This is a genomic window from Fibrobacter sp. UWB12, assembly GCF_900142485.1.
GTDB lineage: Bacteria > Fibrobacterota > Fibrobacteria > Fibrobacterales > Fibrobacteraceae > Fibrobacter.
In genome coordinates, this window is sequence record NZ_FRAZ01000001.1 from 272052 (window position 1) to 285369 (window position 13318).

A 13318-nucleotide genomic window follows, 5' to 3' on the forward strand; every position below is an offset into this window, starting at 1 on the left:
AATGGTCGAAATCGAGGGATAAGATGAGTTACTAGTCCCAAGTTTTGAGTTACGAGAATATCTTAAAATAGGGTTCTCTATTAACTAGTAACAATGCCGAAGGCTCTTAGTAACTAAGTTCTGCAGTCTATTGCAAAAGTACTTGTAACATTCGGTGGAAAGAATTATTTTTACAGCCGAAAGTAACGAAATATGGTTTTTAGTAGTTGGTCATTGGTTATTAGATATAATTGCGCCTTTGGCGCCTAAATAAAACTAATGACTATTGACCAATGACTGTGGACCTGTCCTTTAACTATCAACTGCGCCTCTGGCGCCCAAACTACTATGGCATTCAAATACGAAGCTACCGTCCAGCACGGTGAAGATACTACCGAATACGTAAATCTCGGTAAAGATGGCGTTTCCGTCGCCGAATTCGAAGGCAAGAAGATTCTCAAGGTTTCTAAGGAAGCTTTGACGAAGATTGCTCAGGCTGCTTTCGAAGAAGTTGAATTCTGCCTCCGTCCGGCTCACACGGCCAAGGTCGCCAAGATTCTCCAGGACCCGGAAGCTTCGGATAACGACAAGTTTGTCGCCCTCACCATGCTCAAGAACGCCTGCGTTGCCGCCAAGGGCATCCTCCCGTTCTGCCAGGACACCGGTACTGCTATTTGCGTTGCCCACAAGGGCCAGCAGGTCTGGACTGGCTTTGACGATGCCGAAGCGATCTCTGAAGGTGTATACAACGCCTACACTACCAAGAACCTTCGCTACAGCCAGATTGCTCCGCTCACAATGTATGAAGAAAAGAACACGGGTTGCAACCTCCCGGCCCAGATCGACATCCACGCCGAAGAAGGTGCCGAAATGAAGTTTCTCTTCGTCGCCAAGGGCGGTGGCTCTGCCAACAAGACTTACTACTGGCCGATGACCAAGGCGCTCCTCAACCCGAAGTCCTTGGAAAAGTTCCTTGCCGAAAAGGTGAAGACTCTCGGTACAGCCGCTTGCCCTCCGTATCACCTCGCTATCGTGATCGGCGGTACCTCTGCCGAAATGAACACGCACATGGTGAAGCTTGCTAGCTGCGGCTACCTCGACGATATTCCGACGAGCGGTTCTGAAGGCGGTCGTATTTTCCGCGACCTCGAAATGGAAGAAAAGGTTCTCCACATTTGCCAGAAGACGGGCATTGGCGCCCAGTTCGGTGGTAAGTACCTCGTACACGATGTTCGCGTGATCCGCGCTCCGCGTCATGCTGCAAGCTGCCCGGTTTCTATCGGCGTGAGCTGCTCTGCCGACCGTAACATCAAGGCAAAGATTGACGAAAACGGTCTCTGGCTCGAAAAGATGGAACACCATCCGGAAAACTACATTCCGGCAGGCAACGCCGTGAACCTCGCTCCGGCTATCGAAATTGACCTTGACCGTCCGATGAAGGAAGTGCTCGCCGACCTCACCAAGTATCCGGTGAAGACGCGCCTCAGCCTCAAGGGCACGATGATTGTGGCCCGCGACATGGCACACGCCAAGATTGCCGAAATCTTCGACAAGCAGGAACGCGGTGAAGAACTCACGGACGAAGAAAAGACCGTGCTCAAGGTTGTTTCTGACCACCCGATTTACTACGCCGGTCCGGCCAAGACCCCGGCAGGCATGCCGACGGGTAGCTTCGGCCCGACGACGGCTAACCGTATGGACCCGTACGTGATGCGCTTCCAGAGCAAGGGAGCTTCGATGATCATGGTCGCTAAGGGCAACCGCAGCCAGGACGTGACCGACGCTTGCAAGAAGTACGGTGGATTCTTCCTCGGCTCTATCGGCGGTCCGGCAGCCATCCTCGCCGAACAGAACATTCTGTCCAACGATATCGTGGCCTTCCCGGAACTCGGCATGGAAGCCATCCGCAAGATCACCATCAAGGATTTCCCCGCATTCATCCTCGTGGATGACAAGGGCAACAACTTCTTCGAAGGACTGATTTAAAAGATGTTGCCCTTGTGCCAAGCGGATGCGGCTCGTTTTGACGAGCCGTAGAAGCGCGGAGTATTTGACGTCGTAAGTTCTTTAATGCGATAGCCAAATACGGAGTCTCATTGGGGCAACAACTTCTTCGAAGGATTGATCTAACACGTTTGTCATCCTGAGCGAAGCCCGTAGGGCAGAGACGAAGAATCTAAACAGAAACGCCCCGCAAGTTTGAGCTTGCGGGGCGCTTTTGTATATATAAGAAGTTTATTTAATGACTTTTTAATGACTTGTATGTTTTATGATAAGCTAAAAAGATGATGTGGAAAAAATGATGATAAATGAAATGTTGTGTATAAAATAATGAAGTTTGCAATTTGTTTTGTTATTAATTTGTTTATATGTCGTGATATTTTGTATAAATTGTTAGTATAAGGTAAATTGATTATTTTATATAAAAGTTGTAGTATTATTGTAAATAAAGTTGTAATTGGAGTTATTATATTTCGTTAACTTCAAATAAAGGAGATGTATGAAGAAGTTAACTTTAATTATGGCTGTTGGCTGTGTAGGGGCGTTCGCAGCTTCTATGAACTATGACGTTCTTGGCCGCCGTGGCAGTAAAATGAACTCGCCGATGGTCTATAGAGATATAGATTATTCCAAGATTAAGAAAAATGAACAAAAAGTTGGTTCGTCATTGGAAAATCATGCGCTTGCAAAAAGGGCATCGGGCCTTTTGAAAAATGCAAAAGCTATGGAAGGCGCTTATTTTAGTCGTGGTTGGTCTAACCACAATGATGATTACTATTATCTGCAAGTGTACAATCCAAATCCTGTATATAGCGCGGCCGTAGCTTATGGAAAAAAGTTGTATGATGGTGAAAAAGGCTTTATAGATAAGTCGAATCGTTATTTTAAAAATATATCTAGATCGTCTGCTACGTCTTTTGTTCGTAAGACGGATATGAACTCAAATACAGTTAATAATGGGTATGACGTATCTAAGTATAATTTCAATTTCTCGAATCCAAAACGAGTATCACCTTATGGAGATGGCGAACAACTCTATTATAGTAATTTTGCACCAATAAGAAGAAATGCAACTCATTCTTCTAGATTGTCCATTGAAAGTTGGTATGGAGACCAAAATAGCTTAGATTATGGTTGGGTTATTGATTATCAACCGTATTCTGAATGGCTGCCTGAATGGTCTAAAGTTGGTATTTACATGCCTTCGTATGCAACGCCAATTAAGATGGCTCATAATGATTACATTGAATATGTTCAGACACCATCGTCCAGTTATAATTTTGTCCCTGGACATGAAATGGATGTGTCGAAAGCATATAAAATTATAAAGAATTCATCTAAAAATTCGAATGTCTATATCGGTTCTTCTGAATATTATGAAGACGATAACGTTTATATGGGTCTTCGAATCCGTAAAGGTAAGCAAGGAGGCACTTCTAAAGGTCTGTATTATACAAATACTGCTCGAAATTTAGATAACTTCATATATGATAATCGTACTGTAGAAATTGTAGCTGCCGGAAATGCATCTGCAAATAATAAGAACTTTGTTTATGAAGCCCATGCTGCAAACGCTATTACAGTTGGTGCTATTAATCAATCGACAAAAAAGATTACAGCTTATACGCCTACTAATACTCCTAGGTATTGCAAAAAAGGGATTGGCAAATGTAACGCACAGTCTACTTATCCTGATTATGTGAATGGTTCTGCAAAACCGGAAATTTATAATTACTCCCATTTCTATTTTGATGAAGGTGAAAGGAAGACTGATATTGGTAGAAAGTATACTTCTGCATCAGGGGCAACTTCTGCACAAGATCCGTATTATGACGGTACTGAAGCCGCTGCTGCTTATACTGCAGGGATGGTTTCTGATCTTTTGGCAACCAATGCGTTTTATCGTAGACATCCTGAAGTTGTCAAATCTGTGTTGTTGACGAGCGCTAGTGCTTCTAATGCTCCTACTTATTTCAGCTTATTGCCGGGACGAGGAAATCCAAATTATGGATGTATGCATGATTCTCGTTTCTGGATTGGTGATGTGAATAAGTTGATGAAAAATTATAGTGGTTCTAATAAAAAGGAAATACGATTTGTTGTAAATCTTTCTGATTTTACGACAAGATATGTTAGGGCTGCAATTTCATGGTTGAGCAGTGGTGATGATATTGCGAAACTTGGCAAGATTCCTCAAGATTTCGACCTTTATATTTATGAAGGTAATGATGTGAATAATATTGATACAAGAAACAATTCTAGTGCTGCTGACTTTTCTGCTGATGGTTCAAATGCCTTTGAAAAGGTTGCATTTACCGCACATTCTGATTATATCGTAGTTCGTATCGTTCTTTATGAAGATGATGATGAAGCTGAAAATTATGGCCAAATGATTTTGGGCTTTGATTTGGCTGCGTAATCGTTTAGATGAATGCAAAACATCCCGTCGGTAAAACCGGCGGGATGTTTTTTATTCGTTATTTTGAAAAATTATTCCTTGAATTCTACGCTTTCAATGGCATCCAAAAGCTCGTTTCTAACACTTGTGCCGAAAGCGAAGCTTCGCATGATGACAAGGAGAATGTTTCCCTGTTTTGTTAATCTTGATGCGAGACACATGTCCTCTGGCGTTCCGTCATCATGTGTTATTTTGTAGCATCTGTAAGTATACTTCTTTTCGGAATTATAGTCGGCATCGACTAGGTTTTCATTTGTACAATCTTTGAAAAGTGCATCGTAAGCAGAAAAAATTCTGGTTGTCTTTAAAGAATCGCTTATATCGTTTTGGAAAACTTCAGGATTGTTTTGTGCTGCTTTACTGTATGATGCGAGTATCATGCTCATTTCTAATTCTTCATCATTTAATGTAACTGAGGCGATACCTTTAGTGGTGTCGTGAACGGCATTTTTGTAATAGAACCTGCCATTGGCATCGAATGGGGTGTCAATTTCGAGTTTCTCGGGCATTCCTGTTGCAATGAATGCTTTTGCTGTTGATACGCGGACGTATATGAGCATATCTCCAAGAACGATGGGTTGCATCCTTGTACCCATAAGAACAGCGCAGCTAGAAAGTACAAATGCAGCTAAAACAAGTGAAATCGATAAAACTTTTTTCATAGAATCTCCTTTTTAGGTTGTATTAAAATAATAGTAAAATTTTATATAATTGAAAAGTAGGCTTCTTGCGAAACCTACTTAAGTGAGTTTGGTTTGAGGTGTATTATTTTATATTTGAAATTCGAATGGTTTTGTTCATCGTCTTGATGACGTAAATGCCGCCTGGCATATTTATGCGGACTTTGTCCCAAATGTTACGTATAGCGTTTTCGTTTGCTTGGAATGAGGTAACACGGTTTCCAAGGACATCGTAAACTGTGTAGACTTGCGATGCTGCGGCTTGCCTTGTAAACTTGATGGATTCTGTTTGGGATGTGGCGACTGCAAATTCAATCCAGTCAAGATTGAAGTAGGGCTTGTCAATCTTTATTTTTAGCACATGTGCCCCTTCCGCAATTGCAGGCACGGAGACTGTAACCGTTTCGAATTTCTTCCAGTCACCGGTGTTCGGGACCATCACGGTGGCGACGTTCTTTTCGTCAACGAGTACGGAGAAGAATGTGCTATCGCTTGGGGAGGCGACGCGCGCCGTGAGCGTGAGCGAGTCGTTTTTGGACGCTTTTACCGTGTAACGTAACCAGTCATCGGCATAACCCCAGCCGTAAATGATGGCGCCTTCTGCGCTGTCGAGGCCTGCGTTGTCATCGCGGTAGAGGCTGTTTTCGTTTTCGATATCGCTGTCCAGGAATCCCTGACCGTTGCCGCCCTTGTCGTAGTTTTCTGCTTCGATTTTTCCCGGGATGGTAAGCGTATCCTTAAACGGTTCAATCGGATCAGGCTTCTTGAGCTCAATTTTGCTTCCGTAACCAGCGGCAACAATATTTGCCTGGACTTTATCGTCAATGGAATCTGGCGGGTTGCCAATCGTCATGCAACCTTCGAAGAATGTTCCTGCGCCGCCATCGCTGCCGTCACCGCCGTTGCCGAGGACAATGGCGCCTTGGAGCTTGCGCGGACTATAGCCTTGCTTGCGGGGACCATCCCACATAGTGGTGAGCTTTCCTTCTTGCGCACTGCCGCCTTTCAGTTTGAATGTGCCGTCGTTCGGTCCTTTGAGCATGGCTGTAGCGTAGTCGGCATCAATTGTTTGTGCATCTGGCCATGGGGTAGTATGTGTTCTGCCCCACATGTATCCGGCATCGTTGCCTTTGAATACGCCGTCTTCCAAGTCGGCGGCGACCCATGGGCCTGTGCCTTGTCCAGGACCGCCCCAATCCTTGTCGTCACCGAAATAAATACATTCCATGGTTCCTGGGCCGTCGTCATTGCCGGTTGTTTCAGCGTTTCCGTAGTTGAAACAGCACATGTCATTGTAGTGCCTGCCATCGACCACCATGTACATGGATTCTTCTTCGTCACCGGTAGCGACACCTTTGGTTTCGTTGTTGCGGTAACCTGTAGAAGACCACGCGTCGCGATAAAAGCCGTACGCCTTTCGACCGTTGATGTAGATGGGCGCCCTGTCGGCGATGGCTTCTCTGCCGCCTTCTTTAAGCCAAAAGACGGGAGGCGATTTTTTCAAATCGTTTTTGTAACTACTCTGGTCATAAATGATCGAAATTGTGCATTTGGAACCTGCACAAAAGTCGTCTTGCACGGAAGATTTGACATAACCTCCCATGGTCTCGACCGGAATGTCCTTGGTTTCGCCGTCGGCACGGCGGACCTGGTAAAGATTCCCGTTGTAGCTGGAGTAGAGCGCGCGTGTCAAGCTGTGGGCGGCAACGCATGGTGTTTTTGCCTTTGCGTAAATGTCGCATGGGCCTTCCGCGATTGCCTGAGAAACTGCTGCAGCCACAACAAAAGCTGCAACAGACGTAAGTGTGTTGTTAATCATCCAAATATCCCCTTGGTTGTATTCTAACAGAAAAATATTTCTAGAAAAAGCAAAAATGAACGGGTGCTTTATAAGATTCCATTGATATTTTATCAAAGGCGATATATTCTTTAAGAGCTTTTGGGCAAGTAATAGATTATTTTTTTGATTGGACAATTGTATTTTTCGAGAATTTGCCTATGCTGAACATTAACGAAATCAGTGATTACAGGGATTTGCTCAAGAATTATTATACCCAGCGCAAACTGGATATGCCGCTGTATTCCTATAAAATGATGGGGCAAAAGCTTGGGCTCGAAACGAGTCAAATGTTCCGCGTGTTGAATAAGGATCTCCATTTGCCAAGTCGCAGTATTCCCTTGGCAAAAAACTTGCTGGATTTGAAAGGCCGCAATGGTGAAATTTTCGAGATTTTAGTGGCTGCCTCCAAGACGAAATCTCCTGCAAAAAAAGACAAGCTTTATAAGATGGCGCTTTCGCTCCAGGATGTGGATTTGCGCAAGTTCAATGCTAGCGAATATCTGTTCTTGAGCAAGTGGTGGATTCCTGTAGTGCGGGCTCTTATCGAAATGAATGGTGGCCATGCCGAAGTCTCACGGTTAGTAAAACAGATTTCACCGACAGTTTCCGAGGACCAAGTGCGCGAAGCTATAAAGGTTCTCAAGGATTTAAAACTGATAACACCGCTTGCGTCGGAACGTTATGCAACGACTGTTGCTAATTTTACTTCAGAGGGTTCTGCTGTAAAGACTGCCGCCATTCGCAGTTATCAAAACCAACTTTTGGCTTTGGCGCAGAATGCCCTTGTTGCGGTGGAACCTGCCAAGCGTAATATATCATCACTCTTGGTGGGTGTAGACGATGAGTGCTTTGACGATTTGAATGAAATGACTCTTGAATTTAGACGGCAAGTTCAAAAAAGGACTGCAGAGGTGAAAAATGTGAATCGCGCGATGCAGTTCGTATTTGCACTATACCCGGTAGCAGACATTTCCGGTGGTGATAGCGCCAAGAAGGAGGAGTAAAACGATGAAAAAGTTGCTTTTACTTCTCGTGTTAATTGCGCTTTGCGCCTGCTCCGATAGAAATGTATCGGGCATTAGTTCTGTTGAAACGCAAAATGCTTTTTTGATTCAGGTTGTTCGCAGTGACTCGCTACCGGCATCAAATGTGGTGGCCCGCGTTCGTGCTGTGGATTTTATTCGCAACGTTGAGTCTGATTCTGTAGAAGAATTCCTTGCAGAATACGTTGCTGATTCATTGGGATATATTCGTTTGAACGGTCTTGATGTCGATTCGGTGACGATTGAAATTCTCAATGAAGGTGAAGGTGTTTTTAGGAAAATCCTTGCTGATGATGTACGCGAAGGTGATTCCGTGCGATTCGTTCTCGAAAAGATGGGAAGCGTGCAAGGAAGGGTTTATCTGCCGGCAGGCGTTGACTACGCTTGGGTTCAGGTGTATGGCTCCGATCGTCTGGTAAAGACCGATGGCGAGGGATTCTACGAGATGGATTCGCTCCCGCCGTATGAATACGACTTGCGCGTCATTGTGGGTGATAGCGTTGTCGAACAATCGGCGTTGGTTGGTGCTGGCGAGGATACGCGCTCGAATGTCTACGCGTTTGAACCGGATTCTATCAAGGTGCTGGATTTTGAATCTGCAGATGCGCAGTTTATTATCAGGGAACTTGGAATCCGCGAGGCGGGTTACATGTCCGCTACGAATACGAGTGTGATGGTTACCCCCGAAGTGGCGACGGTGCCTGAAACTCGCAAAGATATTGAGGAATTTATCGTGGAAGCCGGAGCGGGCCGCGAAGGGAACGCTATCCACTGGGAATCTTCGGCAAGGCATGGAAATTGGTCGTTCTATGGAATTTGGATTTGCAAGGAAGAATCTCCGTGTGACTTGTCTGCTATTGATTCCATTGTCTACTATGCTCGCGGAAACGGTGTCATCTCGATTACGCTCGAGACGCTTGGCTCGTCAAATACCGAAGGAAAAACTTTGGCTTACGATACGCTCAAGACGAGTGATGAGTGGAAACGTTACAGTATAAAGCCTTCAGACTTCAAGCCGCGCGACGACCTTTATGGTAACCTTGGCTGGGAGGTTATTAGCAAGGCGGTGACAACAATTTCGATAGCCGCCTACGACGATACTGAATTCTGGTTTGATGATGTTACACTATATGGTGTCAAACCGAGTGATTTTATCACTAAATAACTTTATCTGTAACTATACGCCATTCACCGGGCTTTAAGTTTCCAAGCGGAATGTTCCCGATTTGCACGCGGACTAGACGCAGTGTAGGGAAGCCCACGGCTGCGGTCATATGGCGCACTTGTCGGTTCTTGCCTTCGATAAGTGTAAGTTTTACCCAACTGGTGGGAATGTTTGCGCGGAAGCGTACCGGCGGGTTGCGGTTCCAAATCCAGTCCGGGGCTTCGACGATTTCTGCCTTGCAGGGTTTGGTGTGGTAACCTTTGATGTCGACGCCTTTGGAAAGTTTGCGAACAGCTTCTTCGGTAATCTGACCGTCGACCTGTGCCAAGTACGTGCGCGGATGCTCGTATTTGGGGTCCAGGAGTTTTTTGATGAGCTTGCCGTTATCGGTCAGGAGTAAAGCCCCCTCGCTGTCGTGGTCGAGGCGGCCTGCTGCATACACTCCCGGCGGAAATCCAAAAGTATCCAGAGCGGGGTGGCCCGATTCTGGAGTAAACTGGCTTAAAACGCCGAATGGCTTGTTGAAAATAATAACGGTCGACATTTGCGCAAATGATAAAAAAAATTATATTAAAACCATGATTGATATTTACGCATTGTCGAAAAATCCGCTAGTGTTTCAGAAGCCGAGAACGATTACTTCGGCTTATATTGATGTGTCTGGTAAAATGGGACTTGCTCAAACGGTGCTCATGATCCAGGATAATATTACCGAGAATTTTGGCGCCATGAAAATGGACAATTTTGTGGTGAAGGAAAAGGGCGGCTTTTGGGTCGTTTACAAGGCTAAGTTCAAGTTCCTCAAACGCCCGTACTGGCGCGACAAGGTTGTGACGACGTCTTTCCCGGCGGATAATCAACTGATTCGTTTGAATGAAAATACTGCGATTACGACGATTGAAGGCGAACCGATTATTTTTGCAAAACAAGAAATGTGCTGCTTGAGTCTCGATCGCCATCGCCCGATGCGGCTTTCTTCGGTGGACTTCCCGACAGAAGGTTTCCCTGAAGCGTTTATGACGGATGATTTTGATCGCTTTAATGTTAAACCCGAAGAATACGAAGAAGTTTATCAGCAAAAAGTGTTGCCGCAGCATATCGATATGTCGCACCACATGAACAACATCGAGTATGTGAAGCTTGCATTGAACGTGTTTAGCGCTTCGGATTTGGAACTCTGCATTCCGTCAGAACTCGAAGTTCATTACTTGGGCGAGTCCGAGGAAGGGCAGACGATGAGAATTTTCCGTGCAGACCACAATGGTGCTACTTACATGCGCATTCTCGATGAAACGGACCGCGCCGTTTTCGAGATGAAACTCAGAATGATGTAGCTGAGTCTGTCATTCCGGCCCCCGAGCCGGAATCGCCTTTTATCCTAAAACATCAAAGAATTCTGGCCGGTGAAAATCCGGCTTTTCTGTTTCTATGCGGAATGCGCTCAAGTAGTGGGGCGTATTTGCTTTATCGGCGCACTTATAGAGGTTTCCGCGGATGGGCGCCTCAAACGCTTTAATTCCAAAAATCTCGGCAGGAATTTCAACAGTCATTGTCCAATAAACGGAATCGTCTTGGATGCTTGGCGCTGTGCCTGAGCGTTTAATCTTCGCAATAGCTTCGAATGGGAGCGTTTGTCTGTTTTCGCGACCGGTTCCGCGGGCGGCAAGTACAAAGCCTCGGCTTGTCGTTTCGAAGTTGAAATACTCAACTGGATTGGCGGGGTTCTGCAAAAAGATTTCCACACAGGAATCTTCCCAGCTTCGTCCGTTATCTTCTTGAACGGCTGCGCGGTAGCAATCTACGGGTTCTTCAATTGTGAATTTGACGATAGCGCTGTTTGGGGTTTGCGAAAACTCGGCTGTGACCATCGGGTGGATAATTCCCTGGTTGGCCGTCCATTTCATATTCGGTTTTAAAAGCATGAATAGAAATTAGAAAAAGTTATTGGTAGTTAGTTATTGGTTATTAGTCAATAGTTGATTATTGAAACTAAAGATTTTCTAATGACCATTGGCTAATGTCTATTGACCTTATTTTATAGCTTTAATTTAATGTGGATAAAGTATTGAATTTAATTAACTTATATGAATTAAAATGACTGATTAATCAGTGATTAAATCGATTAATCACTTTTTTTCTAGAAAAGAAATGGCGAAATTTGCTCAAAATCGCCAATTTTGTGATTGGCACGCGTTTTGCATTATGTGTGGCGATTCCGCATGAATGCGAGTGTATTCGACTGCGGCTAATCTTCAAAAAATAGGAGGCCAAAATGGCTGAAAAAACAGAAAAGAAAACATCGACTATCCCCACCATGTCTCCGGCTTTTGATTGCCTTGCTGTGACGAACGTTCAAGTGTTCCCGTTTAAGGAGGGCGCAAATCTCGGGCATATGAAAGGCCTTGCAACGATTGTGCTGAATGACCAAATTCAGATTCGTGGGCTTCGCGTGATGGACGGTGAAAATGGAATGTTTGTCGGTTATCCGATCGATACGTTCTACAAGGGCGAAGACTATCGTACCGTATGCTTGCCGATTACGCGTCAACTTCGTGAACATATCGAAAATTGTGTGCTCGAAAAATACCAGGCCGCAGTAGCATAAGGTAGGTGAAAATTGTTTCGCAGAATCCGTTCTTATTGCTTGTTTGGAATAAAGGCTGTTCCTGTTAGTGTCGAAGTTGATGCAGCTCAGGGTTTACCTGGTTTTACGCTTGTTGGGCTGCCAGACAATGCGGTAAGGGAATCTCGAGAACGTGTCGTTTCGGCGATACGCTCCATCGGAAAAGTGGTAACAGGTTTCCGTACAACGGTTAATTTGTCTCCAGCGGATCTGCGAAAGGAGGGGAGTGCTTTAGACCTTCCGCTAGCGATTGGCATGCTTGTATCGACGGGTGAAATTGAGATTCCTCAATTAGATCGTTACGTCTTTGTGGGTGAACTTTCATTGGATGGTTTGTTGAAGCCTGTCCGTGGAGTGTTATCCATCGCAATGAATTTGGTCGCAGAGCGTGATTGTGTTCTTGTCATTCCGCGAGGAAATATGCAAGAAGCCTCGCTGGTGGAAGGTCTTCATTTTGTTTGTGCTAATTCTCTCGGTGAATGTGTTGAAATCTTGGAGCGCAATTCAAATCAAGATGTGAAAATTGCAAAGGGAATTGCTTCGTACCGCGTGGATGTTGACGATAAAGTTCCTGACTTTAAAAATGTTGTCGGAATGGACGCTGTAAAGCGAGCTCTTGAAGTTGCTGCTGCTGGGGCGCATAATTTTTTGCTTGTGGGTTCACCAGGTGCAGGTAAGACACTTTGTGCGAAATGCTTGCCTGGAATTTTGCCCGAGATGACTGAACAGGAAATTCTAGAAACGACACGTATTCATTCTTGTGCGAGGCGAGCTGGTGATTCGGATGATTTTAAACCGGTGATGGCAAGGCCGTTCCGTTCTCCACATCATTCGGCTTCGATGGTTTCGCTAGTAGGCGGTGGTACGCGGCTTTTGCCGGGGGAGGCGAGTTTAGCCCATAACGGCGTGTTGTTCCTAGATGAGTTGCCGGAATTTAACCGGAGCGTGTTGGAAGCGTTACGCGAGCCGATGGAAGAAGGTGAAATATCGGTAAGTCGTGCAAGTGGAACGGTGGTTTGGCCTGCGCGTTTTATGATGGGGGCTGCAATGAATCCGTGTCCTTGCGGTTATTCGATGGATCCGAAACGCGAATGTACTTGCTTGCCTGAGGCTCGTAAACGTTATCGTGAAAAAATCTCGGGCCCGCTGTTAGACCGTATTGATATTCAGGTGAGCGTGCCGCCTGTAGATGCCGCAATGTTTGCGGTAAAAGGGCGAGGGGAGTCGTCTGCAGATATTCGCAGACGCGTGTGTGCAGCACGAGCTGTCCAGCGTGAACGTTTCCGCAATTTGCCTTTTAAATCCAATGCAGAAATGTCTTCGGAATATGCTCGAAAATTTGCAGCGATGAATCCGGATGTGGAACGATTTGCTGTGTCAGCTGCTGCCAAAATGGAATTGAGTGCGCGCGGATATTTTAGGTTGTTAAAAGTCGCGCGCACGATTGCTGATCTGCGTGGCGCATTTGCCGTAGACGTCATGGACTTGTCCGAAGCCTTGCGCTACCGTGCATTTAAAGGCTAGGGACT

The 13318-nt window shown here is 45.4% G+C and carries 11 protein-coding genes; 7 read left to right on the forward strand and 4 right to left on the reverse strand.

The genetic code is table 11. The features are described 5' to 3' along the window. The first annotated feature begins 327 nt into the window (after window positions 1-327). Window positions 328-1965: a fumarate hydratase gene (locus tag BUA34_RS01085; protein WP_072826902.1), complete on the forward strand. Its 1638-nt coding sequence runs from the start codon at window positions 328-330 to the stop codon at window positions 1963-1965. Between the two features lie 514 nt (window positions 1966-2479). Continuing rightward, window positions 2480-4399 (forward strand): S8/S53 family peptidase, encoded by a 1920-nt coding sequence (locus tag BUA34_RS01090; protein WP_139255846.1) that lies wholly within the window; start codon window positions 2480-2482, stop codon window positions 4397-4399. 71 nt (window positions 4400-4470) lie between these two features. Here BUA34_RS01090 and BUA34_RS01095 read toward each other — a convergent pair whose 3' ends face one another. Both BUA34_RS01095 and BUA34_RS01100 read right to left on the reverse strand, forming a co-directional pair. Further along, window positions 4471-5100, reverse strand: coding sequence for a hypothetical protein (locus BUA34_RS01095; RefSeq protein ID WP_072826904.1), 630 nt, complete (start codon window positions 5098-5100; stop codon window positions 4471-4473). 103 nt (window positions 5101-5203) lie between these two features. Beyond that, window positions 5204-6937, reverse strand: a complete 1734-nt coding sequence (locus BUA34_RS01100; RefSeq protein WP_072826905.1) for an arabinofuranosidase catalytic domain-containing protein — start codon at window positions 6935-6937, stop codon at window positions 5204-5206. Window positions 6938-7116: 179 nt separating this feature from the next. Here BUA34_RS01100 and BUA34_RS01105 point away from each other — a divergent pair, with 179 nt between their 5' ends. Then, complete coding sequence (locus tag BUA34_RS01105) at window positions 7117-7962, forward strand: DUF4423 domain-containing protein (protein WP_072826906.1); 846 nt, start codon at window positions 7117-7119, stop codon at window positions 7960-7962. A 4-nt stretch (window positions 7963-7966) separates the two neighbouring features. Continuing rightward, window positions 7967-9166 carry a hypothetical protein gene (locus BUA34_RS01110; RefSeq protein WP_072826907.1) on the forward strand — a complete coding sequence of 400 codons (1200 nt, stop codon included), beginning with the start codon at window positions 7967-7969 and terminating at the stop codon, window positions 9164-9166. Here BUA34_RS01110 and BUA34_RS01115 read toward each other — a convergent pair. Further along, window positions 9159-9710, reverse strand: coding sequence for a pseudouridine synthase (locus BUA34_RS01115; RefSeq protein ID WP_072826908.1), 552 nt, complete (start codon window positions 9708-9710; stop codon window positions 9159-9161). The two genes, BUA34_RS01110 and BUA34_RS01115, sit on opposite strands and share 8 nt — an antisense overlap. A 34-nt stretch (window positions 9711-9744) precedes the next feature. On the opposite strand from BUA34_RS01115, the gene BUA34_RS01120 reads away from it, so the two are divergent. Continuing rightward, window positions 9745-10500 (forward strand): acyl-[acyl-carrier-protein] thioesterase, encoded by a 756-nt coding sequence (locus tag BUA34_RS01120; RefSeq protein ID WP_072827173.1) that lies wholly within the window; start codon window positions 9745-9747, stop codon window positions 10498-10500. Window positions 10501-10539: 39 nt separating this feature from the next. Here the strand turns inward: BUA34_RS01120 and BUA34_RS01125 are convergent, their stop codons facing one another. After that, the gene (locus BUA34_RS01125) at window positions 10540-11070 is read right to left on the reverse strand and encodes a carbohydrate-binding family 9-like protein (protein ID WP_254794264.1); all 531 of its coding nucleotides are present in this window, start codon (window positions 11068-11070) and stop codon (window positions 10540-10542) included. Window positions 11071-11438: 368 nt separating this feature from the next. Here BUA34_RS01125 and BUA34_RS01130 point away from each other — a divergent pair, with 368 nt between their 5' ends. Next, entirely contained in the window at window positions 11439-11771 is a 333-nt protein-coding gene (locus BUA34_RS01130; RefSeq protein ID WP_139255847.1) for a SpoVG family protein, read from the forward strand. A gap of 12 nt (window positions 11772-11783) precedes the next feature. Beyond that, on the forward strand, window positions 11784-13313 hold the full coding sequence (locus tag BUA34_RS01135) for a YifB family Mg chelatase-like AAA ATPase (RefSeq protein ID WP_072826910.1): 1530 nt from the start codon (window positions 11784-11786) through the stop codon (window positions 13311-13313). The last annotated feature ends 5 nt before the right edge of the window (window positions 13314-13318 follow it).

Excerpts from the sequence above, each read along its gene's own strand:
- BUA34_RS01115 (WP_072826908.1), bottom strand. The coding sequence starts at position 9,710 with ATGTCGACCGTTATTATTTTCAACAAGCCATTCGGCGTTTTAAGCCAG.
- BUA34_RS01090 (WP_139255846.1), top strand. The coding sequence starts at position 2,480 with ATGAAGAAGTTAACTTTAATTATGGCTGTTGGCTGTGTAGGGGCGTTC.
- BUA34_RS01100 (WP_072826905.1), bottom strand. The coding sequence starts at position 6,937 with ATGATTAACAACACACTTACGTCTGTTGCAGCTTTTGTTGTGGCTGCA.
- BUA34_RS01110 (WP_072826907.1), top strand. The coding sequence starts at position 7,967 with ATGAAAAAGTTGCTTTTACTTCTCGTGTTAATTGCGCTTTGCGCCTGC.
- BUA34_RS01085 (WP_072826902.1), top strand. The coding sequence starts at position 328 with ATGGCATTCAAATACGAAGCTACCGTCCAGCACGGTGAAGATACTACC.
- BUA34_RS01105 (WP_072826906.1), top strand. The coding sequence starts at position 7,117 with ATGCTGAACATTAACGAAATCAGTGATTACAGGGATTTGCTCAAGAAT.
- BUA34_RS01120 (WP_072827173.1), top strand. The coding sequence starts at position 9,745 with ATGATTGATATTTACGCATTGTCGAAAAATCCGCTAGTGTTTCAGAAG.
- BUA34_RS01125 (WP_254794264.1), bottom strand. The coding sequence starts at position 11,070 with ATGAAATGGACGGCCAACCAGGGAATTATCCACCCGATGGTCACAGCC.
- BUA34_RS01095 (WP_072826904.1), bottom strand. The coding sequence starts at position 5,100 with ATGAAAAAAGTTTTATCGATTTCACTTGTTTTAGCTGCATTTGTACTT.
- BUA34_RS01130 (WP_139255847.1), top strand. The coding sequence starts at position 11,439 with ATGGCTGAAAAAACAGAAAAGAAAACATCGACTATCCCCACCATGTCT.